At 39.5% G+C, this 26,051-nt stretch carries 28 protein-coding genes and 1 pseudogene; 21 read left to right on the top strand and 8 right to left on the bottom strand.

What is annotated here, in order from left to right:
• The first annotated feature begins 10 nt into the window (after positions 1-10).
• The 8 genes from KNL20_RS16130 to KNL20_RS09140 all read left to right on the top strand — a co-directional run bounded on the left by KNL20_RS16130 (position 11) and on the right by KNL20_RS09140 (position 5,867).
• A complete protein-coding gene (locus KNL20_RS16130) occupies positions 11-955 on the top strand; it encodes a histidine phosphatase family protein (RefSeq protein WP_331468152.1) in 945 nt (314 codons plus the stop codon).
• 5 nt (positions 956-960) lie between these two features.
• Positions 961-1,755 carry a sugar phosphate isomerase/epimerase family protein gene (locus tag KNL20_RS09170; protein WP_230397472.1) on the top strand — a complete coding sequence of 265 codons (795 nt, stop codon included), beginning with the start codon at positions 961-963 and terminating at the stop codon, positions 1,753-1,755.
• A gap of 8 nt (positions 1,756-1,763) precedes the next feature.
• Positions 1,764-2,552, top strand: coding sequence for an APH(3') family aminoglycoside O-phosphotransferase (locus tag KNL20_RS09165; protein ID WP_230397471.1), 789 nt, complete (start codon positions 1,764-1,766; stop codon positions 2,550-2,552).
• Positions 2,553-2,686: 134 nt separating this feature from the next.
• Positions 2,687-2,836, top strand: a complete 150-nt coding sequence (locus KNL20_RS09160) for a helix-turn-helix domain-containing protein (RefSeq protein WP_230397470.1) — start codon at positions 2,687-2,689, stop codon at positions 2,834-2,836.
• A 113-nt stretch (positions 2,837-2,949) separates the two neighbouring features.
• A complete protein-coding gene (locus tag KNL20_RS09155) occupies positions 2,950-3,303 on the top strand; it encodes a hypothetical protein (RefSeq protein ID WP_230397469.1) in 354 nt (117 codons plus the stop codon).
• A 340-nt stretch (positions 3,304-3,643) separates the two neighbouring features.
• On the top strand, positions 3,644-4,606 hold the full coding sequence (locus KNL20_RS09150) for a GNAT family N-acetyltransferase (RefSeq protein WP_230397468.1): 963 nt from the start codon (positions 3,644-3,646) through the stop codon (positions 4,604-4,606).
• Positions 4,603-5,442 carry an MBL fold metallo-hydrolase gene (locus tag KNL20_RS09145; RefSeq protein WP_230397467.1) on the top strand — a complete coding sequence of 280 codons (840 nt, stop codon included), beginning with the start codon at positions 4,603-4,605 and terminating at the stop codon, positions 5,440-5,442. Before KNL20_RS09150 ends, KNL20_RS09145 begins: the two co-directional genes overlap by 4 nt.
• A 2-nt stretch (positions 5,443-5,444) precedes the next feature.
• On the top strand, positions 5,445-5,867 hold the full coding sequence (locus KNL20_RS09140) for a GNAT family N-acetyltransferase (protein ID WP_230397466.1): 423 nt from the start codon (positions 5,445-5,447) through the stop codon (positions 5,865-5,867).
• Here KNL20_RS09140 and KNL20_RS09135 read toward each other — a convergent pair.
• From KNL20_RS09135 to KNL20_RS09115, 5 genes are all read right to left on the bottom strand, one after another.
• Positions 5,864-6,193: a DUF6618 family protein gene (locus KNL20_RS09135; RefSeq protein WP_230397465.1), complete on the bottom strand. Its 330-nt coding sequence runs from the start codon at positions 6,191-6,193 to the stop codon at positions 5,864-5,866. The genes KNL20_RS09140 and KNL20_RS09135 overlap by 4 nt on opposite strands.
• 117 nt (positions 6,194-6,310) lie before the next feature.
• Complete coding sequence (locus KNL20_RS09130) at positions 6,311-7,075, bottom strand: ExeA family protein (protein ID WP_230397464.1); 765 nt, start codon at positions 7,073-7,075, stop codon at positions 6,311-6,313.
• Positions 6,999-7,676 carry a Mu transposase C-terminal domain-containing protein gene (locus KNL20_RS09125; protein WP_230397463.1) on the bottom strand — a complete coding sequence of 226 codons (678 nt, stop codon included), beginning with the start codon at positions 7,674-7,676 and terminating at the stop codon, positions 6,999-7,001. The genes KNL20_RS09130 and KNL20_RS09125 overlap by 77 nt, the downstream gene beginning before the upstream one ends.
• 114 nt (positions 7,677-7,790) lie before the next feature.
• Complete coding sequence (locus KNL20_RS09120) at positions 7,791-8,411, bottom strand: helix-turn-helix domain-containing protein (protein ID WP_230397462.1); 621 nt, start codon at positions 8,409-8,411, stop codon at positions 7,791-7,793.
• Positions 8,412-8,485: 74 nt separating this feature from the next.
• Positions 8,486-8,989 carry a DUF6431 domain-containing protein gene (locus tag KNL20_RS09115; RefSeq protein WP_230397461.1) on the bottom strand — a complete coding sequence of 168 codons (504 nt, stop codon included), beginning with the start codon at positions 8,987-8,989 and terminating at the stop codon, positions 8,486-8,488.
• Between the two features lie 318 nt (positions 8,990-9,307).
• On the opposite strand from KNL20_RS09115, the pseudogene KNL20_RS09110 reads away from it, so the two are divergent.
• The 5 genes and pseudogenes from KNL20_RS09110 to KNL20_RS09090 form a co-directional block, all read left to right on the top strand.
• A pseudogene (locus KNL20_RS09110) lies at positions 9,308-9,555 on the top strand (IS3-like element ISDha6 family transposase); the annotation flags it as partial.
• A 285-nt stretch (positions 9,556-9,840) separates the two neighbouring features.
• On the top strand, positions 9,841-10,446 hold the full coding sequence (gene cas5, locus KNL20_RS09105; protein ID WP_230397460.1) for a CRISPR-associated protein Cas5: 606 nt from the start codon (positions 9,841-9,843) through the stop codon (positions 10,444-10,446).
• Positions 10,436-12,598: a hypothetical protein gene (locus tag KNL20_RS09100; protein WP_230397459.1), complete on the top strand. Its 2,163-nt coding sequence runs from the start codon at positions 10,436-10,438 to the stop codon at positions 12,596-12,598. Before cas5 ends, KNL20_RS09100 begins: the two co-directional genes overlap by 11 nt.
• Positions 12,579-13,451: a type I CRISPR-associated protein Cas7 gene (locus KNL20_RS09095; RefSeq protein WP_230397458.1), complete on the top strand. Its 873-nt coding sequence runs from the start codon at positions 12,579-12,581 to the stop codon at positions 13,449-13,451. Before KNL20_RS09100 ends, KNL20_RS09095 begins: the two co-directional genes overlap by 20 nt.
• Positions 13,448-15,601: a CRISPR-associated endonuclease Cas3'' gene (locus KNL20_RS09090; protein ID WP_268966516.1), complete on the top strand. Its 2,154-nt coding sequence runs from the start codon at positions 13,448-13,450 to the stop codon at positions 15,599-15,601. The genes KNL20_RS09095 and KNL20_RS09090 overlap by 4 nt, the downstream gene beginning before the upstream one ends.
• 4 nt (positions 15,602-15,605) lie before the next feature.
• Here KNL20_RS09090 and KNL20_RS09085 read toward each other — a convergent pair whose 3' ends face one another.
• Positions 15,606-15,776, bottom strand: a complete 171-nt coding sequence (locus KNL20_RS09085) for a hypothetical protein (protein ID WP_230397457.1) — start codon at positions 15,774-15,776, stop codon at positions 15,606-15,608.
• Between the two features lie 269 nt (positions 15,777-16,045).
• Between KNL20_RS09085 and KNL20_RS09080 the strand changes: the two genes are divergently transcribed.
• On the top strand, positions 16,046-17,395 hold the full coding sequence (locus tag KNL20_RS09080) for an MATE family efflux transporter (protein WP_230397456.1): 1,350 nt from the start codon (positions 16,046-16,048) through the stop codon (positions 17,393-17,395).
• A gap of 197 nt (positions 17,396-17,592) precedes the next feature.
• On the opposite strand, the gene KNL20_RS09075 is transcribed toward KNL20_RS09080, so the two are convergent.
• Positions 17,593-18,201 (bottom strand): sugar O-acetyltransferase, encoded by a 609-nt coding sequence (locus tag KNL20_RS09075; RefSeq protein ID WP_230397455.1) that lies wholly within the window; start codon positions 18,199-18,201, stop codon positions 17,593-17,595.
• A 160-nt stretch (positions 18,202-18,361) separates the two neighbouring features.
• On the opposite strand from KNL20_RS09075, the gene KNL20_RS09070 reads away from it, so the two are divergent.
• The 7 genes from KNL20_RS09070 (at position 18,362) to KNL20_RS09040 (ending at position 24,876) form a co-directional block, all read left to right on the top strand.
• A complete protein-coding gene (locus tag KNL20_RS09070) occupies positions 18,362-19,210 on the top strand; it encodes an AraC family ligand binding domain-containing protein (protein WP_230397454.1) in 849 nt (282 codons plus the stop codon).
• 406 nt (positions 19,211-19,616) lie between these two features.
• Positions 19,617-20,474: an AAA family ATPase gene (locus KNL20_RS09065; RefSeq protein WP_230397453.1), complete on the top strand. Its 858-nt coding sequence runs from the start codon at positions 19,617-19,619 to the stop codon at positions 20,472-20,474.
• A gap of 171 nt (positions 20,475-20,645) precedes the next feature.
• Positions 20,646-21,473, top strand: coding sequence for a sialate O-acetylesterase (locus KNL20_RS09060; RefSeq protein WP_230397452.1), 828 nt, complete (start codon positions 20,646-20,648; stop codon positions 21,471-21,473).
• Between the two features lie 281 nt (positions 21,474-21,754).
• Positions 21,755-23,284: a S8 family peptidase gene (locus KNL20_RS09055; RefSeq protein WP_230397451.1), complete on the top strand. Its 1,530-nt coding sequence runs from the start codon at positions 21,755-21,757 to the stop codon at positions 23,282-23,284.
• A 70-nt stretch (positions 23,285-23,354) separates the two neighbouring features.
• Positions 23,355-23,912 (top strand): GNAT family N-acetyltransferase, encoded by a 558-nt coding sequence (locus tag KNL20_RS09050; RefSeq protein ID WP_230397450.1) that lies wholly within the window; start codon positions 23,355-23,357, stop codon positions 23,910-23,912.
• A gap of 177 nt (positions 23,913-24,089) precedes the next feature.
• Positions 24,090-24,563 (top strand): hypothetical protein, encoded by a 474-nt coding sequence (locus KNL20_RS09045; RefSeq protein WP_230397449.1) that lies wholly within the window; start codon positions 24,090-24,092, stop codon positions 24,561-24,563.
• Positions 24,564-24,726: 163 nt separating this feature from the next.
• The gene (locus tag KNL20_RS09040; protein ID WP_230397448.1) at positions 24,727-24,876 is read left to right on the top strand and encodes an SDR family oxidoreductase; all 150 of its coding nucleotides are present in this window, start codon (positions 24,727-24,729) and stop codon (positions 24,874-24,876) included.
• Between the two features lie 86 nt (positions 24,877-24,962).
• On the opposite strand, the gene KNL20_RS09035 is transcribed toward KNL20_RS09040, so the two are convergent.
• Positions 24,963-25,955, bottom strand: coding sequence for an SDR family oxidoreductase (locus KNL20_RS09035; RefSeq protein ID WP_331468151.1), 993 nt, complete (start codon positions 25,953-25,955; stop codon positions 24,963-24,965).
• Positions 25,956-26,051: the final 96 nt, after the last annotated feature.

Raw genomic sequence — 26,051 nt, 5'->3', positions numbered from 1 at the left:
GGGGAAGTATATGATAAAAGTAATTTTTGTCCGCCACGCCCAACCAGAACATGACTGGGAAGATGATAGAACAAGACCGTTAACTGAGGAAGGAAAAATGGATTCGCAGTCGGTGAAGAGTTTTTTGAAGGATAAAAAAATTGACAGTTTTTATAGTAGTCCATATAAACGAAGTATCGATACAATTGCAGATAGTGCAGCATACTTTGATAAGGAAATACACACCGACGAACGTTTCAAGGAAAGAGAAAAAGGTCCAGATGGAAATAATCATGGGATGTTTCAGATGCGATGGGAAAATCATAATTTTCATGAAGAGGGTGGCGAATCCATTGCAATGGTTCAGGAAAGAAATATTGCTGCTTTGACAGATATACTGATAGAAAATCAAAATAAGAGAGAGGATACATGCGTTGTAATAGGCACCCATGGAACAGCATTAAGTACAATCTTAAATTACTATGACAGAGATTGTAACTGTGATTCGTTTTTAAGAATCATAGACTGGATGCCTTACATTATTGAACTTGATTTTGATGGGGAAAACCTTGTGAGAAAACAGGAACATTTTCATATAGAAAAAGAATTCAAAGGAAAAGCGCGGGCGGATAAACCGAAAGAGGAATCCATGATAGGTAAAGTGGTTACGGTTACCGTAGACAGACCACTTGGCTCCTATCATCCGAAGCATAAGGATATGTATTATCCCATCAATTATGGCTACGTTGAAGGTATTATGGCCCCAGATGGGGAGGAACAAGATGCATATATTTTAGGAATCGATGTTACGGTTGATGTATTTACAGGGAAAATTATTGCTGTAGTACATAGAAATGATGATGTTGAAGAAAAATGGGTGGTTTGTCCAGATAATATGAATTATTCCGAGGAAGAGATTTGGAAACAAATTGATTTTCAAGAGCAGTATTTTGATTCGTACATCAGAATGGAGTGATAGCTATGATATTTGGAATGCCAACATTAATAGAATTAAATGGGTTAGAAGAAACTATGGTGTTATGTCAGGAATTAGGACTGCATTTTGTGGAACTAAATATGAATTTGCCACAGTATCAGTTAAATCATTTGGAAAAGATAGAGGAATTGAAAGGATTAAAAGATAAGTATCAATTATTTTATACAATCCATATAGATGAAAATCTAAATGTTAGTGATTTTAATCCTCTTGTGGCAAAAGCATATATGGAAACCGTGAAACGAACGATTCAGATAGCAAAGAAACTAGAGATACCAATTCTTAATATGCATATGAATCACGGTGTTCATTTTACGTTGCCAGATAGAAAAGTAAAATTGTTTGAGCAATATAGAGAGACATATCTTGAAAGTATAACGGGTTTCCGGGATATGTGTGAGCAGATAATTGGTCATGATGATATCCATATTTGCATGGAAAATACGGATGGATTTATGGATTATGAAAAAGAGGCAATCGAATTACTATTGCAAAGCAATGTATTTGCATTAACTTGGGATATTGGTCATTCAAATTCCTGTGATAACAAGGATGAGGCTTTTATTATAAAGCATGAAAAACAGCTACAACATTTTCATATTCATGATGGTAATAATAAGTCAGATCATATGACACTTGGAACAGGTGAAATTGACTTAAATGGGCGGTTAGATTTAGCCAAGATGCATAATTGCAGGTGTGTAGTAGAGACAAAAACAGTTGATGCTTTAAGAGAATCAATACAGTGGTTGAAAGCGAATAATTATTTGGAAGGATAAGATAATGTATGTTCATTTTGTCGGATAAAATTAAAAATCTGATTGGAAATGAAAGCTTTTCCTATGATGATGTTGGGATGTCAGATTCAACAGTTATAATTTTTATTGATAAAGTACTTAAAATTCAAACTGTAAGTGAAGAATCGGAACACGAATATGAGGTTATGAAATGGTTGCAAGATAAATTACCTGTTCCAGGGATATTGGCGTATGAAAAGACTGATGATAAGAATTATCTTTTAATGACCAAGGTGCCTGGTGAAATGTCATGTGCTGATCAATATATGAGAAATCCAGAGCAACTAGTAAATCTTTTAGCAGAAGGACTTAAGATGCTTTGGAAAGTTGACATTAGTAATTGTACTTATATGCATAGACTTGATGAAAAATTACAGATGGCAAAATATAATGTTCAAAACAATTTGGTAGATATGGATAATGTTGAACTCGAAACATTTGGCGAAAATGGATTTCAGAGTCCAGAGCATCTACTTAAGTGGCTTATCACAAATAGACCAGAAGAGGAACTTGTATTTTCCCATGGAGACTTTTGTCTTCCGAATGTTTTTTTGTCAGGGAAAAAAATTTCTGGATATATTGACTTGGGAAGGGCTGGAATTGCAGATAGATGGCAGGATATTGCTTTGTGCTATCGAAGTCTCTTACATAATTTTGAAGGAAAATATTGTGATAAGAAGTATCAGGGATTTAGAGCAGATATATTATTCGAAAAATTGGATATTGTACCTGATTGGGATAAAATCCGCTATTATATTCTTTTGGATGAATTGTTTTAGAAATGCGGTATGAAGTTTATTTAAAGTTCCTGCAACCACAAGTTGCATAAATGAACTCCGGGGTTGATGGTTTCTCTAAATTGTCTTTGCTAGAATAGAAACATCAAAAAATAATTTATTGAAAAGGAGTCATTATGAAACTAGCAGAAAAAATACAATATTTACGAAAAGAACATTGTTTTACACAAGAACAATTAGCGGAGCAATGTAATGTGAGCAGGCAGGCAATCACAAAGTGGGAATCTGATATTGCTATTCCAGAAACAGAAAAAATAATTTTTTAAGTAAATTATTTAAAGTTTCCATTGACGAGTTATTAAAAGATGAATTAGATATTATAGGTGTAAAAAAAGTTTCCAGTTGCGGAAAGAGTCTGGATAATGATGGTAATAGTGGATTGTATGAAGGGGTTCTAATCAAGGAAAGTATAGTCGATGAAAACATTCTTGATTTATTGAAAATTAAAAAAGTGGAGATGTGGAAGACAGGAGGAAATCCCAAATATTGGACTGTGCTATTTTTTTCTTCAAAACACAGTGACTTTCCTGAAGAAATTTCCAAAGTGATGAAATCAGGAGACACACCAAATGAAAACTGGTTTGTAGATTTTAAAGCTGATCATATTAAGTATGTTGTTTTTAAAGATTTAATTTTGAAATACAGAATTGGAAATCAAGAAGAGAAACAGCTAGTCTGTGAACGTTGTAGGGAACAAGGGATTCCAGATGATCAAATGAACTGGTCGGAATAAATATTAGGAATAACGTTTGACATTTTATACTTACTGTTGTAGGATAGAAGAAAAATTTAGGAGAACGCAAATGAATCAAAACTTACATTCAAGAAGATATATGTACATGTATTATAGACGTATTTGCTTGTAACTTAAGCCTTGAAAGGTGCACAGTTATAAGCGATAGGTCTTATATGTCTGTGCATTGATGAGTATGTAGATTTTGATTATAGTTGATCCTATAACTTATAAAAATCCTATTTCGCAATGATATCGCACCAGACATATTGGAATGTTTGGTGCGATTTTTGCGTTAATTACTAGTGATCAAAGTACTAGCGGTGGAATAGGAGGATTTATGAGAGAAGCAGTGGAATTGGTTTTGGCAACAGAAAAAGATGCAGAATTACTGCATCAAATGAAATATGAGGCATTTTTACCTTTATACGAAAAGTACCATGATGATGAAACAAGTCCTGTGAAAGAATCAATGGAAAAGGTTATCAGATATATTCAAATGGAAAATAGCGACTATTATCTGATAAAGTTCCAGAATGAGTTCGTTGGGGGAGTAAGGATAGTAGAAAAACAAGAGGGTGTATTTTCTATCAGTCCAATGTTTATCTTACCAGAATATCAAAATAGGGGGATTGGATATGCAGCAATACAAAAGGTAATTGCGCTTTACCCAAAAGCAATTACATGGCGGTTGGCAACTATTTTACAGGAAAAAAGAGATTGTCATTTCTACGAAAAATGCGGTTTTTATAGAAGTGGTTGGAAAAAAGAGATTAATGAATTAATGGATGTTGTAGGGTATGAAAAAGTGCTTGTTATGACAAGGGGATTTTGTGAAGCAGATGCAGAAGAAGTTGCGGGCTTAATCATAAGAAATTTCAAGGAAGTAAACAGTAAAGATTATAGTCCGAATGCAATACAAGAAATAGTAAAAACTCATGATGCAGAATGGGTTAAGGGAGTAGCCGGTTATGCTCATATGTATGTTTTTTGTCTAGATGAAAAAATAATTGGTGTAGGCTCCATATCAAGTTTTTGGGGAAGTGAAACAGAAAGCATTTTGCTTACCGTATTTGTATTGCCAGAGTTTCATGGAAAAGGAATTGGTCGAACGATTATAAGAACGTTAGAACAGGATGATTTATTTATAAGGGCAGAACGGGTGGAAATTCCAGCATCCATTACAGCAGTGGATTTTTATCAAAAATTTGGTTATGGATTTAAAAATAATGTGAAACAGTTGGATGAGGAAGGGCATTTTCGTTTGGAAAAATTTAAACAAAGGGGAGAATATCAAAAATGAAGATTAAAATAATAGGATCTGGTGGATGCGTCAGTACGCCGAAACCATGCTGTAGTTGTAAAGTTTGCACAGAAGCCAGAGAGAAGGGATTTCCTTATGCCAGAACGGGGTGTAGTCTCTTTATTGAAGATGGAAAAGTTCTGATTGATACTCCCGAAGATATTAATTATGCTCTAAATCATGGAAATATTGACCATGTAAATTATGTTTTATACAGTCATATGGATCCAGATCATACAATGGGAATGAGGTTATTTGAACAATTAAAAATGGATTGGTTAAATTCTTCCATAGGTATCAAGTGCAATGATCCAGTAAAGGTCATTTCTTTAAAGGCGGTAATGGATGATTTGAAAATGCAGGGTACAAAATATGGTTCGGCACTTGCGTATTATGCTTCTTGTGGTTTGATAACGCTACATGAAGAAAATAATCTGAAAGTAGAAAATGTTTGTATTGAAATTGTTCCTGCAAATGTTGAGGAATCAGTTGCAACATTTATTTTTACCGAAGATGACAAGAAGATAATTTATGCTCCATGCGATGTAAAACCATTCCCTGAAAATGACAAATTTCAAAATACAGATACGTTGATTATTGGAAATACAATCATAGGAGATATATTGAAAAATGGGTTCGTATTGGAACATGGCAATCCATTAAGAGATGAACTTTTCGTTATGGATGAAATTATAGCATTAAAGGAAAAGTATCATATCAAAAAAGTTATCATTACTCATATTGAAGAAGATTGGGGTAAATCCTATGACGATTATTTGGAATTGCAAAAAGAGTATGATGGAATATATTTTGCCTATGATGGAATGGAGGTATAACTTTGAATATACGAATTATGTCAATGAATGATTATGAGGCTGTTTATCATTTATGGATCAACACACCTGGAATGGGATTAAATAACTTGGATGATTCAAAAGAAGGAATTGAAAAATATTTAGAGCGCAATCCAACAACATGTTTTGTGGCGGAAGATAGTGGAACAATTATTGGTGTTATATTGTGTGGGCATGATGGACGCAGGGGATTTATCTATCATACAGCGGTACATGTGAACTATAGAAATCAAGGTATAGCAAGAAGTTTGGCAAAAAGTGCAATTCAGGCGCTCGAAGAAGAAGGGATAAACAAAGTTGCATTAGTTGTTTTTGGAGAGAATAAGATTGGCAATGTCTTTTGGGATAAACTTGGATTTTCTGATAGATTGGATCTTATTTATCGTAACAAGGGTATCCGATGTTAATGACCTCCTGAGCTGTCATCAAACTGCCCATGCTGCATGACATCCAAAGCATTCACGATGCTGATAACATCGGGATTTGAAAGCTCTGGATACTCTGATTTTAGACGTTCTGTATTCCAGAATTGATCTGACAAGTGCGATAATTCCGTTCCGATTCCCCAATTAGGAATACAGAGGTAATTCCCGTAAGCATGTTTGCCTACAAGCAGATGGAAGTTGCTCCCTCTTGCATTGACTTCGAATTCATATGGTATTGATTCGCTGAGTACGTTGATGGAACCGTTCCATGATTCGTTACCGTTTTTGCATGGATAGATGAATTCCATTTTATATATCACCTCCCAGCATTTCATGTTCGATGGTATAACGGACCAGATGCTCATCAATCAAACGTTTTCCCTGCTGGCTGGCATACATCAGGCTTTTTTCGCAGATTCGGTTGATCAGCCTTGATATCGCAGTGGATTCCTTATAAATATCATCCAGTGCATGATCTGTGAAGATATTCTGTTTCCCCCCAGCATAAGACAAATGTGATTGGATATATTTCCGGTCTCTGCCCGATCCAGATGCGGAAGCACACAGTTGATGTCAATACGCTGTCTTACAGCGGCATATCGCTGTAAGCGAAGTTTATCCCACAATTCCGTTTGCCCTACAAGCACCAATGACATAGGACTCATGGAATCAAATTTATAATTAAGCAGGAACCGAAACTCCTCAATGGTCTCTTTTTCCAGAAGATGAGCCTCATCCAATACGCAGACTACTTTTTTCTTCTGCACACCACGGATGATTTCGACCTCCTTTTGAAGCTGACGCTTGGCGTCTCCACGGTAAAACTTTGATTCCAGTCCTAACTGATCCAGCAGTCCTTTATAGAACCATCTGGGTGTAAGCTTGGAATCTGAAAGATACAAAAAGATGTATTCTTCCTTTGACAGGCTGGAAACAAACCGACGGATCAGTGTGGATTTTCCACATCCGGCATCTGCAGTGACCACTGCGAACAGCTGACGATCTGCAGCATAGGCAAGTCTCCCAAGGGCATCTGACATAGCGGGGGATTCATAAAGCTTCGAAATTGGAACATCCCGTACGAACGGTGTATGCTGCATCTCATAAAAGTTTTCATACATTGCTGCCACCGCCCTTTCTATATCCACCAAAGGAGATGGCATCAGCTCTGCGCTGATGGGTCTGCTCATGCTTTTTTTCTAATGCTTCCAACATGCGGGAAGCTTCCGTCTCTTTTGGCGTCATGGATTCCGGCAAAGCAGGAGATTTATCGCAAAAGGCACCTATTTTTACCGGTTCGGCGGTAAACGGTTCTACACCCTGATATCGTACGGTGATGATCTTTGTATGCATCGGGTCATAAGAAATTTCGACCCGGCATCCGATCAGGGATGGCTTTGTTTCGTATTTCCGCCCCTGGAAACTGATACAAGCGCCTTTGTCGACCAGGCGCATTTCGTGGTGGAGAAATGCTTCGCCCACCACAGATGTGTCAATAAAAGTAAGTGGTCTGGTGTCCCGCCCCCATTCCTGCAGCGAAGTGATCCCTTCCGATGGAACAGAACTGTTTAAACTCTTGTAGTACTCAGCAATGCCATCGTGGGCAGAATTATGATAGTACTCCTCCAGATAAATGTTCCAATAATGATTCAGTTCTTCCAATGTTTTGATCTTGTGGACTTTTGCTTCTCTGAGGAATGCATCCACTACTTGATGAAACTTTTCGCATTTTCCCTTTGATTTCTCGCTTCTTATCGGCGCATAACGAACGGAAATGCCAAGCTTGCCCATAGAGAGTTTTAACTGCTTTGCAATGTACTGGGAACCATTGTCGAAATAACAGGCATCAAATTTTCCGGCCTTGAGGATTACTTTACGGAAGGTATCTTCTACAATAGATTCCTGCTAATTGTCATAAAACTGGGATTGGATCACATATCTGGAGTGATCATCGATTGCCGATGACAGATAAGTCCGCACCATTGCACCATTCTTCCCAATAGGAAGTTTCATACCATATTTAATATCACCTTGTAACAGCATCATACGATGCGGTTTGCAGAACCGTTTGGACGAACTCTGCCGGGAATCATGATACATCTGCATCTGGCGGACTCCAAAGCCTGCTTTATACAGATAACGTTCCAATGTGGAACGCTTCAGGATTCCGGGAGCTACCCGTCCTTCCAGTTCAAGAATGTAGATGATCTGATTTATAGAGCGTTTTGGCACTTCTCGTTTCAACTGGATCGCCTGCTCCAAAAGCACATCAAAGTTTTCCGGGAGCTTTTGTGAACGCCTTTGTTCATGGATCCTGGGCTTCAATCCGGTGAACCCGCCTTTTCGGTAAGCGGATTCGCATCGATATAAACTTCGGGAAGACACATCGTTCTTCTCTGCGATGTCCTCTCTTAGCTGAATACGTTTTGCAGTATCCAGTGATTCATCCAACAGGGGGGCAATAAGCTGATACCTGTTCAGAGCCTGCTCTTCCTGCCAGCTGGTGTTTGTGTTTGTCTGCATCATAAGATCCTCCTTTTGGAGAACCTTACCACGTCCTGCCTGTGCAACAAAACAAAGTCGGTGCATAGACAGATCGCTCAGGCAGACACCAGAAAGCCGCCTGAATTGTAAATGAACCGAAGAATGATCTCCAGCCATTCCGGGGTGGAACCTCGTAATTCTGCAAGCAATGACATGCCAGAGTTTAGGAGTTCCTCACTAAAGCCCAACAGACGATATCCGATAGATTTCAGATATCCATTTATCCTAAGCTGATTGATAACCAGCCAGTGATGCCAGCGGAACATGGTTTTTTCGCAAGGATACTCCACAGAATCCTCATCTTCTGATGTAACGATTCCATCCAGTACACCAGATATGATTTCAACGGCGTATTGTTTGAACGGAGCCAGAAAATCCGGCAGTTCCCGGTGAAGCTTTCTGCATTTACAACATTTCAACCGGCGAATCAGGTAAATGCGGCGTTCCTGTCCTTCCAGCAGCATGCCCCGCTCGCAGGAGTCTCTGTAAACGAGAGGTTCTCCACAGACAGGACAATAGGATATGGCATTACTTTCAATTAAAAATATTTTGTTCCTCATTGTAGGTTGTCGTGTAGTCTGTTATAATGACCATGGTTGTAAAACCGTGATCCCAGAGTACACGTCTTGTGAGGAAGGTGCTCTGGGATCTTTCCTTTTCTATACTGTGCTAATGACAGTATAGCGGTCATCTCAGAGACAAGCAAGTAAATCAGATTTTAGACACTTGAACTTAGCAAAAACAATCCGAGAATTTGAACGAATCGATACATAAAATTCAACCACGGAGTGCTATAAGCAAAAGTGCTGGATTTTATTTGCCAAAAAACGCTGGAAAATAATTTCCACTTTTTGCTGGAAAGTACTTGCCGTTTACACCTTGAAGAGGAAAATGAAATACTAAAAAAAGCAGCAGCCTACTTCGCAAAGAATTTGAAATAACAGAGAGATTCTTATTCATCCAGGCTAATCGCTGTAATTACAAGGTTGCGAAGATGTGTAGCGTCCTCCGTGTTTCAAAGTCGGGATACTACGCATGGATTAACCGTCATGACTCAAAGCGAGCTGAACAAGAATGGCTCAATGGTCAGAAATTCAAGACTTTATCAAAAGACAAGAACCAAGTATAATGAGACTTGTGACTATGAGCAATTAACGACCGGGTTGATGCATTGTTAACGCATCAGCCCGGTAGCTCTTTACTAAATACAACAAAACAAATATTTCAATCCACAGGGATCTTCCCTAAAAAATTATGATACCATAAGATGTCCCACGTAGCAACTATATTCATTTGTTTTGTTGTATTAGTTTGTTGAATTATATTGACACAAAAGAAACAGCAATATATAATGAAAATATCAAAATATTTTTTGCTTCTGTTCCTATGAAATAAAGAAAGGAGTGATTTTATGGTGGAAAAAGCATATCCTACATCTTTCGAGATTGCTGGCCCTGCCGCCATGTTCACACGGCCAGATACGGGCTCATCCCCGGTATCGTATCCAGCACCCACAAAGTCCGCATTAAAAAGCATATTCGAATGCGTTGCCATGTCCAAGGAAGCTTATTTTGAACCTCAAAAAGTTGAAATTTGCCTTCCAATTATATTTCATAAGTATTCAACCAACTACGGAGGCCCTCTGCGGAAAAGCGGAACGCCAAACTTTCAACTGTTCGCCACAGTTCTTGAAAATGTGTGCTACAAAGTTTATGGCATCGTTAGAGCATATCGAGCGCCACGCCATGGCAGCAATCCACAGCACAAAATTCAGGAAGTATTTCTTAGAAGGCTGCAAACAGGGCAGTTTTATACAACTGCTTTTCTTGGATGGAAAGAATTTATCCCTTCTTATTTTGGACCGCTGAGAGAAAATACAGCGCCTGACCAATCCATAGACTTTATTATTCCTTCCATGCTTGCAACGATGTATGATCGCCCTACGGATGGCAGTTTATCACCGATGTTTATTCAAAACGTCAGAGTATGCAGAGGAGTGATGTTCTATGATCAATGAGCTCTACAAACTCAGCCAATCGTTGGAACATTATGGCCTTCTGAAGTCCACAACCCATCCAGATATAAGTAAAGTTGGCAAAGCAGATTGTCTTTGCATTGAGCTTGATGAGAAAGGAATGCCTCGTGGACTTCGATTGTTGCAGAAGACGCAAACTGCTGAGCTTTGGAAGCATAGCAAAGGGTGTCATAACAGCTTTCCGGCAATTCGGGTAAAGAAACCTTTGCTTTTGCCGAAAGAGAGTCAAAAAATAGATGATAATGATTGGAAAAAAGCAAAGCTGTCCGAAAGAATATTGATGCTGTCTCAACTGGATTATTCCACTTTAAACACGTCATGCAATGATATTAAAATATCGGAGTGGACGGAGAAGCAATTAAATCCGGTTTTACTTTCGAAGCAGCCGGCCTTGGCTGCGTTGAAACAATTGATCACGGTATTTCCTCGCGAAGGGCAGCAGACGGCTTTTTTACAGCATCTTATACAGCTTCTTCACCAGGAAATCCTGCGGTGCGAGCAAGGAGACTTGCTTGATATAATAAAGGAGCTGTTGATTGGCGCCTATAATTCCAAGACGGGAAAATTTGTTGCCGACTGCATGACGTATTATGATATGTATGCAGTTGGAGAGTACAACAATTTGGTGGCTTCATCCGAAACGCGTAATGCTTTAATTGAGCTGCTTAACAACGTGTCGATTCCGAAAGCTTCCAAAAATCAAAAAACGACTGTCATTTCCCCTTTCACAGGCAACCGGACGGTTGGAATCGGGAACAAATATCCTAATCCTAATATTCCTCTGCTGGGTCTTACGTATTTGTACTCTAAAAAATCCGATATTTCGTGTCTTACACGTTATACCATGACCGGTACGGACGCTTTTCAAGCTGGCGCAAAAGAAATTTATGATATTAACAACGCAGTTGCGTTTCTTACAGACGATTCCAGAAAAAATAAAACATGGTGTCCAATGAGCGACAGCAATCGGGAAAAGCCCAACCTGCTGATGGCCTATCTTCCGGATGACCCGCGAAATAGTGCGCAATTAGCTAAGATCCTTGGTAATCCGTCCGATTTTGACGACTTAGAAGATTATCAGGAAAATGCTGAATCGTCTTATGAAGCATTATGCAAACAGGTGATTGGTAGTCTGAAAGATGTCATGCGAAAAAGCCAAAATACGAAAATCAATTTAATTATTTTGGAAACCTTGGATCCGGGTCGAAAACAAATTGTGTACGAAAATGCTTTTACGGCAGAACAATTTCGCGAGAATTTGCTTACATGGAACACTGCATCTCGAAACACGCCGCCTATAAAAATAAAGATTCAAAAAGGAAAAGAGACCATAAACGTAAAGCCAATCTGCCCTGGTCCCAGTGAGATTTGCCAACTGTTTAAAACAAACTATACACGCTCAGGAGCTGGCAAATCAATGAAACAGATCGATGTATCGCTTCATGAGATCTATCGCCTTTATATGCCAAATTCACAGAAGGATCAGAAACAGACGCTGAACCGCTTTATCCAACTGACTGTGCAAAAGAGCCAATGGCTTCTGGGCAATACGGCATATCAAATGATTACAGATTACGCGTTACCGTCTACAAAGCAATTCCTAACACAAGCAAAACAGGCTGCAATGTTTGCGTCACTGCTTTCAATTTTGCTTTATTTATCTGGTACCAGAAAGGAGAATTATATGTTGGATGCACCTTTTAACATAGGACAGTTCTTGAAATTGGCTGACATGCTGCATAAAGAATACTGTGTGCAGGTTAGAAACAGCGGAAATAAACAAGCTTCACTGCCAGCGCAGCTAATGGGAAATGAGATGCTGTCGATTGCGTCTGAGAATCCCGTGGAAGGGCTTAACCGCCTGCGCGAACGTATGAGAATTTATCTTGCATGGGCACAGGGTACCACCGGAGAGAATGCAGGTTATGCAAAATGGATTCTCGCACGTTTTGAAGAGGTCAGCAGAAAAATTGTAAATACGAAAGATGAGCTTCCAGAGCATTTTACTCCAGTCCATCAGGCTCAGGTGCTTTTGGGTTATTTAGCTGATATCCCATATGAAAAGAAAAAACAGGGCTCTTCAGACAAATCGAATCTTAAGGAGGGGAACAGCAATGAGCGAAATGATCAATAGAGGAACAGGCCTGCTTTTAATTGATGTAACCAATTCAAATCCAAATGGTGACCCTGACCGTGACAGTGATCCCAGAACCCGGCAGGACGGGCGTGGAGAGATTTCTCCTGTATCATTTAAACGGAAATTGCGTGATCTGGTGCAGGACAAAGATTCTCCGCTGTGGCAGGAATTGGCTGATGAGCTTAACCTACCTAGAGATGGTTTTGATATTTTAGAGAGCAAAACTACCAAACGCTCTGATGTCCGCAGTTTGTCTGCTGAAGAACTACTGGAAAAATACTGGGACGTGCGTGTGTTCGGCACAACGTTTCTTGAAGAAAAGAAAGTAGAGCAAGGTTCTTTCATCACTTCTGGCGTGGTACAATTTGGACTGGGTGTATCTCTTGATCCAGTAAACATTGAGCGGATGACAACGACTAAGGTGCTGCCTGTTGAAGAAGGAAAAGGAAAGGGTATGGCGCCTTTGGCTTTTCGAATTGTATCTTATGGCCTGTATGCCATGCCGTTTTTCATCAACGCCACGGCGGCACAGAAAACGCATTGCACAAAAAAAGATATTGCACTGCTGTTGCGGCTTATCCCTCATGCATACAAAGAGACTGCTTCTTATATTCGTCCGCAGGTTGATATTCGATACGCTTTTTATGTAGAGCATAACCGTGCTCGGGGAACTTACAATGATTTTCGAATTATTGAAGCGCTTACTCCCGTTCGAATTGACGGCAAAACTGACCCGGCCAAGTCGTGGAAAGATTATGACGAAGCGGCACTGAAACAAAGCATTACGAAGCTTAATGAAAGATTAGCAGGTAAAACGGCTCCTGTCGTCGATCTGATGGAGATGCTATGACTCCGCTTGCGCACAGCGCCAGAGGTGATACACCAGCACAGACCTATCGTGAACATATAAGCGGAGTCATTGAAAAGGTAAAGAAGAATCTGGCGGCGATGGCTCCGTATCTTGCTGAAAAAAGGCTGGAACGTTATAAAGAAATTCTCTACCCGGCGGCAGAATCCCATGACCTTGGAAAGTTGGCATTGGAAAACCAGAATGTTCTTTCCGGAAAGAAACGAGCAAAAAGGCTGCCGATTGAGCATCGAGATGCAGGTGTAAAATATCTACTAAAGGATAAATTGGAATGCCCGGAAGCCACTTTGGTGTATTCGCATCACCGCCCTGGTTTGCCGGATATGCCGGATGAAAAAAGCGCTGATGATCCTTTTCGGTTTCCAACAGCTATGGACGACACAGAGCAGCACCTTCCTGATTATCTGCGGATTCACGCCAAAGAAATGAATAGCCCTCTGAAAGCTGCTGATAAAAAGGCCATAGGACTCTCGGCTTTGGAATATAGAATGCTGCTTAGTTGTTTGGGAGACGCAGACTATTCGGATACTGCTGGGGAGTCACTGACGGGCACACAACCTCGTTGGGAAGAACGGATCCAACAATTGGACAGGTACATTCAAAATTTGCAAAACCGCACTGACCAGAATAATGAACGAAACCGTCTGCGCACTCTTCTTTATCAGACTTGTAGAAATGCCGAAACAAATGCAGCTGTGGAGTATTGTGACAGCCCGGTTGGCACGGGAAAAACCATAGCAGTTATGGCACATATGTTTCAGGTGGCACAGTCGCACCATTTAAGACATATTTTTATTGTGCTTCCATACACTAGCATCATTTCTCAAACGGTGAAAGTCCTGAGAAAAGCTGTCGTGCTGGATGGAGAAAATCCTGAAGAAATCGTGGCCGAACATCATCATCAAGCGGATTTTGAGGATATTGAACACAGACGTCTGGCAACAACTTGGACAGCGCCAATTATCGTAACCACAGCGGTGCAGTTTTTTGAAACGCTGGCAAGCAACTTGCCGGCAAAGTTGCGAAAGCTCCACCAGCTTCCGGGCAGCGGTATCCTTTTTGACGAATACCATGCCGCATTGCCTGTCAATTTAATGCTGCCAGCGTGGAAATGGATCACCAAACTCGTTGATCAATGGAGCTGTTCCATCTGTATGTGCTCCGCCACAACGGTGAAATTTTGGGAGCATCCTGCGTTTCAGAAGCAGTCGCCATGCCAAGCCGAACCTTTGCTGCCGCCAAGAGCTTCAAAAAATTTGAATAACTTTGAGCAGTCAAGAATTAATCTGCACGCATGGCATAATGATGTTCCTCATTTTCACGGAGCGGCAGAACTTGCGGCATATCTGAATCATTATCATGGCTCGAAAATTGTCGTGCTGGACACTGTTCAATCTGCTGCCTATTTCGCTAAATTTCTGTGCCAGCACGGATATGATGTCTTGCATCTCTCGACCGCTCTAACACCGGAGGATCGAGAACGCACGATTGCAGAAGTGCAGAGGAGACTGTGTCCAAAATCAAATTATTCGAAAGAGTGGACATTAGTGGCTACCAGTTTTGTAGAATGCGGTTTGGAATTTTCATTTCATTATGGCTTTTGTCAGCTTCGCTCTCTACAAAGCTATGTTCAGTTGGGTGGTCGTATCCGCAGAAACTGTGAAAAGGATTATGAAGACGCAGCTTTGGTTGCATTTACAGTTACAGAAGACAATTTTAATTGCAATTCAATATTTCAGGATTCTAAAAGCGTATTTAAAAAAATGATTTCTTCTGGAGAATTTTTAGGACTGTCTGTAACTGAGGCTGTTACAGAAGCGTTTCGTCAGGAATGTATGATGTCCGGAAAATTATCAGAAGAAATCTGTAAGGCCGACCGACAGCTTAAGTTTAAAACAGTTGCCCAAAAGTTCCGCGTAATAGACGAGAAATCGACGACGGTTGTAGCTAATTCAATGCTCGCTGAAAAGCTTCAATCAGGTGAAAGTGTTTCTACGCAGGAACTGCAGAGAGGCAGTGTAAATATCCGGAAAAGTGTTTTAGATCGGCTTGGACTGCCAGACGTTGAGTTGCCAACACTTTCAGTTACACAGTATGACGCATTTCTTGGATATATGAAAAGTCTGGTATAATCATTTAATGTGATGGGAATACATCTGTTTTACTGTTCTGAGAGATGGAAACCGATTTCTCTGCGGCGAGGCCGCTCAGGATGCACAGCATGAATTCGCTTTCCATGGTGCCGGTGAAAACACGGCAGTAGGCCGCGACACGCAGTTTCGGATTTTCATTTTCCCCTGTTTGCAATCTAACTCCAAAGCAGCTTTTTTCACTACCCACTGGAGGTCAAGATGCCGTTTTGACGGAAATAGGCAGCTTATCGGTAAGGAACTTTTGGTATTTAGGGCTGTGGAGCTCGTCATGGGTTCCCGTTTACTCAACATTATCTGGATAGATAATATGATATCAGGAACAAAAGTTAATGCTTTTTTCATGCTTGCATAAAAAAAGCATTAACTTGAGACCCGAACAAACATGAGAATGTAGCCCGACACCTGTCACAACGAGGAGAGATAATGTTACAACATCAAAATTCAGGTTTTTATAAGACCTTTTTGAAACTTAGTTTTTTTATTATACTTCAAAATGTGGTAACCATAAGTGTAAATTTATTAGACAATGTAATGTTGGCTCATTACAGTGAACCTGCAATGGCCGGATCTTCGATTGTTAATCAGATACAGTTTGTCTATCAGCAGGCAGTCACAGCACTTGCAGAAGCTGCAGTTATTATCGGAAGTCAGTATTGGGGGGCAAAAAAAGAAAAACAGAATCAGGATATCGCCCGTTGTGCCTTAAGAACTGGGCTTGTGGTCTGCATTGTGATGTTTACAGCAGTCAGTATCTTTGACAAGCCAATTCTATCATGGTTTACAAAGGATACAGTGATTCTGTCTGAGGCAGAGAAATATCTGGCTATTATACGAATCACATATATATTTTCTGTGATATCTACGATACTGCTTGGATTCCTCAGAAGTCGGGAGATTGTCAAGATTGGTTTTATGGTGTCAGTGGCTGCATTATGTACAAATGGTTTTTTTAATTATCTGATGATTTTTGGCAAGGCAGGTTTTCCGGAAATGGGTATCAAGGGCGCTGCAATTGCCACACTGATTTCGCGTATTGTTGAGTTTTTGATCGTTGTGATCTATACGATGAATAAGGTTGAGATTCCAAGACATCATATATCAGTGATTACACCCGGACTTATGAAGGATTATATAAAATGTCTGCTTCCACTTATGGGCACTGCTGTGCTTTGGAGTATAAGTTCAGCTTTGCAGACGGTGATACTGGGAAATATGAGCAGCACGGCACTCAGCGCAAATGCAGTTTCTTCAAATATCTTCTTGATGGTGAAAGCGGCCGCAACTGGAACTGCACTTGCCGGAGGAGTCATGATCGGAAAAGTAATTGGAGAAGGCGATGAGCAGGCAGTTAAAAAGACATCAAAAAACCTGCAGACTGCATTTTTTATAATAGCACTAGTTGGAGCTTTGATTCTTTATATGATACGAATTCCAGTACTAAACTTTTATAACATTTCACCTGCGACAAAGAAGCTGGCGAATCAGTTTCTGATTTTGATGAGTGTTATCTATATTGGGATGGGATATCAGATGCCAACCAGTGAAGGGATCATAAAAGGAGGTGGCAGTCCTACATTTATTCTGCTTATGAACATTATCAGCAGCTGGGGAATCGTTATTCCGGTGTCCTGCTACCTGGCATTTGTAAAACAGGCTGATCCGATATTTGTCCTGGCCGCTTTGAATTCAGATCAGATATTCAAATGTATTCCGGTCTTTATCAAGACAAATTATGGACATTGGATGAAGAAACTGACGAGGGAGGAGATGTGACCATGCCCGGCGCTATGGGAAAAGAACGATATGGATCCGCCATATTGGAGAATCTAAAAATTATGGAGTCGATACATCCAGGAGCTTACACAAGGAAAATTATAACCAAGGCAGGAAGGTCTCTAAAAGACCTTCCTACCACTTAAATTTAATTATCGAATAAAAGCTATTTACGGAGATAATCCCCTATTTTAATATCACTCCCATACATCTAACTCCCTGTTCTTAAAATAATATTTTCTGTCCTTTTCCCCAATTTCACGAACTACTCGACACGGGATCCCTAATGCAACTACATTAGAGGGGATATCATTTGTTACAACACTTCCTGCTCCTATCACGGAATTATCACCTATTGTCACACCCGGCATGATTTGAACTCCGGAACCAATCCAGGTATTTTTCCCAATATAAACACAAAGATTGTATACATAGTGATGCTCTCTCAAAACAGGTAATATAGGATGTCCGGAAGTAGAAATTACTACATTGGGGGCAATCAGACAATTATCGCCTACATATATATCGGCGTCATCAACGAAAGTAACATTTGAATTACAATAGATTCCTTTGCCAAAGTGTACATGTTTACAACCCCAATTTGCATTTAGTGGAATTTCAACGTGACAATCTTCCCCTATCTCGGCAAAGATTTCTTTTAATAATTGCTGCCGCTTCTCTGTTTCAGTTGGGCGAGTGTGGTTATACTCATAGAGCTTTTCTTGAAATAAGAATTGGTTTCCTAAAAGGGATAGATCATCGTAACGATACACCAATCCTTTTTCCTTTCGTTCTTTATTTGTCATAATAAGCTTCATCTCCTATATATATTGAATTTTCAATTAATTATTTTAATAGGTGGTTTTAGTAGAATATCTATCAAAATTGTATCAGATTATACTTGGAATTTCTTTAAATATCTTTTATAATTATATCAAAATTGTATTTTATTTTCGAGGTGATATTATGAGTCTGCCATTAGAAATATTTTCTGATTCATCAGAACGATTGCATTATAATACACCAGATTTTCCTATGTATGTTCATAAAGACCAACTTGTTCGGTATGGATATGCCGCCACATGTCATTGGCATCCGGATTTGGAATTTATTCTTATACTTGATGGGAAAATGGATTTTTTCGTGAATGGAGAAATTGTGCATATAGATTCTCATAATGGTATTTTTATTAATAGTAAGCGTATGCATTATGGGTTTTCTGCAGATAAAGAAAACTGTTCATTTATTGCTGTTGTTATTCATCCTGCATTGCTTTTTGAAAATTCTCAAGATATGAGACGATATGTGAATCAGAAATTTGGCTCAGACAGCGATGATTTTATATTACTCAACCCTCACATTGAGTGGCAAAAAGAAACTATGTATATCATGAGTAGCATTTATGATGATATGCATAGTGGAAGTCCGAATATAATACGTTTGCTATCTCAGGCCGTATCCCTTTGTGCAAATATTGCAGATCACATTCAACAAGTGCCCAGGCATCACATAAATGAAGAGTTTCGAGAAACTGTTTTGAAAATGACAGAATTTATTCATCAATATTATGATTTAAAGATAACTCTTGGTGATATTGCGGGTTCTGGAGCTGTATGTAGAAGTAAATGCTGTGAGTTGTTCAATAAATATGTTGGGCAAACACCGAATGCTTATGTGATTAGATATCGTATTGCAAAAAGTTGTGATATGTTACGAGAAACGAACAGAACTGTTAGTGACATAGCAATTACATCACCGGAGCAATCAGTTGGAGATGTTTTGCTACACTTTGGGAGTCAAAAGCGATTCCCATAGTAGGATATGATGTGAAATTTAAGGCTTATGAAGGGTTGTTGGAAAGGTTCTTGGGACCTACAAGGACAGTCATATCCGCTGAGACATTGCAGGTTCGTGATTATGATAATTATAACATGACAATGTTTGATGCAAGTGAACGAAAAAACAGGCATGACACGGTGTTTCCACTTGATTGCCAAAAAGCATTTGAAAAATGGTATCGCTGCACCAGAGAATATTATAAAGTGGTTAAAGGCAATCGGCTATGAATTATGAGGAATTTCACAGATTTTTCATAAGAAAGGAAGCCCGTGTGAATCTTAAAACATTTGAATTTGATGCCATTATACAAAAGGTGCCTATGCTCATTTCTAAAATATTTATCGAGAGTCCTATTAAGAAAGAAAGGAATCAGTAAATTAATATGATATTCATAGATTTGGTTACATTCCCCGATGATGATGAAGAGACTTCTGTATTTTGGGCCGAAAAAAGAACCTGTTATGATTCTTTTTATCCTTTTAAAGTTCTATCAAAAAATTTCCTTTCGAAAATCGATTTTGAACCGATTACTATTTTATATGGAGGGAATGGCTCAGGAAAAACAACTGCTTTAAATGTAATTGCGGAAAAAGCAAACGTGAAAAGAGAGTCAAATTATAACAAATCCAGTTTTTTCTTAGAGTATCTGAAGCTGTGCCGGATAAATATAAGAACGAAAATACCGGATAACAGCAGGATTATAACCAGTGATGATGTATTTGACTATATGCTCAATGTCCGCAGCATGAATGATGGTATCGACCGGAAAAGAGAAGAGATCTTTCAGGATTATTTAGAAATGAAATATGCACAGTTTCAGGTTCATTCTATCCATGATTTTGAAAAATTGCAAATGGTAAACAGTGCGAAGCGTAAAACTCAATCAAAGTTTGTCCGGTCCCGATTAATCGATAATATCAGAGAGTACTCAAATGGCGAAAGTGCTTTTCGATATTTTACAGAGAAGATAGAAGAAAATGGACTTTATATTCTGGACGAGCCGGAAAATAGCCTTTTACCCAACCGGCAGGAGGAACTGGTAAAGTTTATTGATGATTCTGCAAGGTTCTTTGGATGTCAGTTTATCATATCCACTCATTCCCCCTTTCTTTTAGCTATCAAAGGGGCTAAAATTTATGACCTTGATGAAGTCCCGGTAGATGTAAAGAAGTGGACACAATTGAAAAATGTCCGTACCTACTATGAATTCTTTAAGCGATATGAAGATGATTTTGATTAAATATCTGTGAAATAAAAACATTTATGATACAATCAAAATGCAGGACAGGTAGTGCCAGGTTGCCTCTGAAAACGCAGCGGCTCTGGGTATATACAATTCCTGTGGATTTCACGAAACGTCCGTGATGGATTATTTTGTGTTTGATGAACTTTAAGCAGACAGGAGAAAAGAATGGAGTCATTTTTACTAATTGGACAATCAAATATGGCAGGTCGTGGATTTATAAATGAAGTACCTCCGATTTATAATGAGAGAATTATGATGCTGCGAAATGGCAGATGGCAAATGATGACTGAACCCATTCATTTTGACAGACCGGTTGCAGGCGTAGGTCCTGCGGCATCATTTGCAGAGGCTTGGTGTGGAGATAATGAGGGAGAAAAAATTGGCCTTATTCCCTGTGCAGAAGGTGGAAGCACCATTGATGAATGGTCAATAGATGGTACATTATTTCGTCACGCAATAAATGAAGCTAAGTTTGCAATGAAAGATAGCGAATTGGCAGGAATACTGTGGCATCAGGGGGAAAGTGACAGTCAAGATGGAAAACACAAAGGATACTATGAAAAAATATTAAGAATCTTTAATGAAATAAGAAGCGAATTATCCATACCTGATGTTCCGTTTCTTATCGGAGGTTTGGGCGATTATTTGGGTAAGGCTGCATTTGGTGCAGGCTGTGTGGAATATCAACGCATTAACAAAGAACTTCAAAAATATGCACAGAGTAAAGAAAATTGCTATTATGTTACTGCTAAGGGACTTACATCTAACCCGGACGGTATCCATATCAATGCTATGTCACAGAGAATATTTGGTATAAGATACTATGAAGCGTATCATAAAAAAGAAGATATATATGAACCATTAATAAATGAAAAAGAGTTAGTTGATAAATGTCATAATAGGGTGAATACTTCAGCGGAAAAAAAACATATAGCACTCGAAAAATTCACCTTGGGAAAGATTTCTTATGAGGAGCTGATGAAGGCTTTCTAATATATATAAGGAAGAGGGATAAGAGGGATAATGGACTGGGCAGCAGTAATAACAGATAATATCATACACAAAAACAATTAGCAGGAATATAATTATATAGATAACGATCCATAAAGGAGGAATATCTCATTCATAAAATATTAGATGAGGATTACCTCGACCTGCTAATTGAAAATACATTAATGCAAAGTACATTAGTTGATAATCCCGAAGCAGGATATCAAATAACGAGAATTAATGAAAGAAATTCTGTTCTCCACCTTCCAGGGGAGATGTTTCGCATGTGTACTTTGGGAATCTATCCATATCATATATTTCCCTCAATATATACACTGAATTCAAAGCTCGGTCTTGAGAAGTCAGGAGTACCTACTGTTCAGAACAATCCCAATCTGGCCCTTTTTGGACAGGGTGTCTTAATTGGATTTGTTGATACCGGGATAGATTATCAGCATGAAGCCTTTTTAAATATTGACGGAACAACCCGTTTGTTTTCAATTTGGGATCAGACGATTGCCAATGGAACACCTCCTTCGAGATTTGAATTTGGGGCAGAGTACGGTAAGTCGCAGATTAATCTTGCGCTTCGTCAGGAGAATCCACTCATAGTTGTCCCCAGTATCGATGAAGACGGGCATGGTACTATGCTGGCAGGAATTGCAGCGGGAAATCCCAACTCTCAGAAGGATTTTTCGGGTGTGGCGCCTGAAGCAGAATTGGTTGTCGTGAAGCTTGCCCCTGCAAAACACTATAACCGAAAAGTATTTGGTATAGATGATACGGTCCTGTGTTATGCGGAGACAAATATTTTTTTGGGTATCGAATATATTCTGTCAGTTGCCCGAAGACTAAACCGTCCGGTAGTTATTTGCATTGGCCTTGGATCGAGCCAGGGAGATCATGATGGTAATGACGCATTGGCGATATATCTGAATATATTATCCACAATCCCCAGAGTAGCAATATGTATTGCAGCTGGAAATGATGGCAATACACGACGGCACTATCGGGGAGAAAGTGTTACAGGCCGAACTTCCAGTAACTTTGAACTTCGCATTGGCAAACGGGATAAAGGGTTTTCAATGCAAATATGGCAAAAATCACCCAGCAGGCTGGCAATTCAGCTTCAATCACCTTCCGGTGAATGGACAGAACCGATATACCCCGGCTTTAATCGTTGTGTGGAATATAGTTTTGTCTTGGAACCTTCAAAGGTTTTCATAAATAACATAATAATGGAAGAAGAAAGCGGGGAACAGTTAATACTTTTAAGGTTTGAGGATGCCTCCAGTGGTATTTGGAATATTCGGGTTATTGCCATTGATAATCTGCATTCTTATTTTGATGCATGGCTTCCATCAGGAGATCTTATTTCGGAAGAAACCTTCTTTTTGGAATCAGACCCGAATGTAACAATTAGTGCTCCGGGTAATGCACGCAATCCTTTGACAGTAACTGCTTATAACCAGACAGACGGTGGTATTCTTATTAGTTCAAGCAGAGGATTTACGTCGAGTGGCGGAATAGCTCCTGATATTGCAGCACCTGGATTTGAACTTACTTGCCCGATTCCAAATAATCTGTATGGAAGTGTGACTGGAACGGGGGCAGCAGCAGCTCATAGTGCCGGTATTGTTGCAATACTTATGGAATGGGCAATTTTAAGAGGAAATTCCACAACAATTTCCGGGCGGGATATAAGCAGATTACTTGTTCGCGGAGCCGCAAGACGAAATAACCTTATTTATCCCAACCCTATCTGGGGATATGGAATCATAGATTTATTTGGGACATTCAGAAGTCTGACGTAAATCCTCCAGATAGTAAAAGGGCATTTTTAATTAGATTTTGATAAAAAAACCACACAGGATGGAAAACCATATGCGGATTAATGAAGAAAGATTTGAATTGAACGGAAAGAATATTCTACTTAGATGCGCGAGACCTGATGAGGCTGACATGCTGATTAATTATTTGAAAACAGTAACTGGAGAAACCAGATTTTTAATGGCAGATGCAGATGAGATTAGTTATACGATTGAGCAAGAAAAAAGCTTCATTAATGGGCACAATGATTCAGACGATCAGCTTTTATTATTGGTTTTTGTTGATGGGGAATATGCTGGAAACTGTTCCTTTGACAGCAAGGCCGTAAGCAGGAGGAATGCTCATCGTGCTGGAATTGGTATCGCACTTTTTCAGAAGCATACGGGTCAGGGGCTGGGAAGAATTATACTGAATAGGCTTATTAAGGAAGTAAAAAATGCGGGATTTGAGCAGGTTGAGCTTACTGTAGTTGGCGGTAATGACCGCGCATATCATTTGTATAAGAGTATAGGATTCGTGGAATGTGGAAGGATTCCCAATGCAAATAAATATCAGGATGGTACATATGCAGACGATATTTTGATGGTAATGAAACTGACGAAATCTAATTAAAAAATTATTGAATCGTCCGTATTAAGGAAACCGGTGATGAACAGTAAAGAATTGAATAAGATAACCATGAAGAACATATCTAAGATTTGCGAAAAAACCAGTCTGGCTTTTTACTTATTATTTTTATATTAGACATGGAATTTGTGTCAATATGGTGGAGTGAAAAGCCACCTGCCTATGCTGCTGATTAGTGTGCTGGGATTTCTGATCAGTTTTATCTTCACATTGATTTCGGGGAAGCAAAAGCAGAAAAATGCTTCCGGCTACAAAATGACAAAAAGAGTTTTTTGGATAGAAATTATCATTGCCTTACTTACTACAGTTTGTTTTGACGGACGTATTGTTTATTCAGCAATTCCCTATCACGGGGCTTTATCATGGAAGATAGATGAATGCATGCGCGCAAAGAAGATAGCCCCTAAGCACCATAACTTCTTTGAAGATACACTTGATACATTTATTTATGGCAAAGATAAGAAAGGTGAAACAAGGACTTATCTGGTTCGAAGACAGAAGGACTTAAGTATCTGCCCGAAGATGTGGACGGGGATGGTGCGGATAAAGGCATTCGGGATTTTAATCAACTTTTATATGGTGGAGAGGTTGCTGGTTTTGAGGTATCTTTACATATTCCGAATGCGGATGACGTGATACCGGTTCGTTATATTATGGACGAGATGATGCCAGTTGCCGAAGTAAGCGATGAATTGTGGAGTCGTGTTATCAATGTAAACCTGACTGCTCCTTTCGTACTGAGCCGTAGGGCTGTTCAGCAGATGCTAAAGCAGGGATAAATCATCCCAGTGCGTTCAGAATGGAAAGAGCTATGGCCGGATTTGGTGCAAATCCAAGAGCTGGTTCACCGGATGAGCTTGCAAATGTTGCCCTTTTTCTTGCCTCCGATGATTCCAGCTTTATGAATGGTGCTACAGTCGTTGTTGATGGTGGATGGACAGCCTACTAATCATAATGAATATAAAAATGAGCGGATATCCGCTCATTTTTATACCAAAGTATGCAAGGAAAGCTGCCAGTGGCAGGTTTTCTGTATTAGGAATTTGTTGTCTGCCCTCCATCGACATGGAGCACCTGACCGGTTACAAAACGGGAGTCATCGGAGGCCAGGTATACATAAGTGGGTGCCAGCTCAAAGGGCTGGCCTATGCGCATCAGCATATTATCTTCTGGTACGGCTACTGTATCAGCAGAAAAACTGGAAGGAATCAGAGGAGTCCATATTTCACCTGGTGCTACAGCATTGACCCGTATACCTTGCTTTCCAAGATTTCTGGCTAAAGCTCTTGTAAAACCGACAATAGCTCCCTTCGTAGAAGTATAATCAATAAGTGTATCTGCACCCATATAAGTCACAACAGATGCCGTTCCAATGATAGAACTGCCCGGTTCCATATAAGGAAGGGCTGCCTTTGTTATGTAGAAATGAGGATAGAAATTTGTTCTGAATGTTTCATCAAATTGCTCATCACTAATATCTAAAAGGCTTGGCTGTGGAAACTGTACACCTGCATTATTACATAAAACATCTATTTGACCAAAGAAATTCATCGTATCGTTGACGATATCCTTGCAGTGCTTCTTTTCTCTCAGATCCCCGGGAAGCAAAAGGCATCTGCGCCCCAGCTCCTCTATTCGGTTTTTGGTTCTCATGGCGTCATTTTCTTCATCAAGATAGGAAATTGCGACGTCAGCCCCTTCTTTCGCAAAAGCTATTGCAACAGCAGCACCGATACCACTGTCACCACCGGTAATTAAGGCCACTTTATCTAAAAGCTTGTCGGATCCTTTGTAATTAGGATTTTCGATAATTGGCCTTGGTACCATCAATTCCTCTAGTCCGGGCTGGCGAAATTGGTGCTGCTCCGGAACACTGATGGGAATATCTTCATATCGCGTGATCGTACCGTAATTCGGATACATAGGATAGGGGTTAAGTACCATGTTTTCTTCGAAGTAATTCCGTAAATCATCAATCTTTTGCTGAATATTGGAATTATTGTTCATATAAGAGTCTTTGTTATCCATTTAATTTTTTTGCATTCCCTTTCCTTATTTTTCATGCCCGCATGAAACGCATGACCTTTTGACCCTGGTATTATCATATAATTGGATAATTTAGAT

Origin of the sequence: Novisyntrophococcus fermenticellae (assembly GCF_018866245.1) — a bacterium.
Classification (GTDB): Bacteria; Bacillota; Clostridia; order Lachnospirales; family Lachnospiraceae; genus Novisyntrophococcus; species Novisyntrophococcus fermenticellae.
The sequence above is the reverse complement of the archived record's forward strand: the minus strand, read 5'-3'. Positions and strand labels throughout refer to the sequence as shown.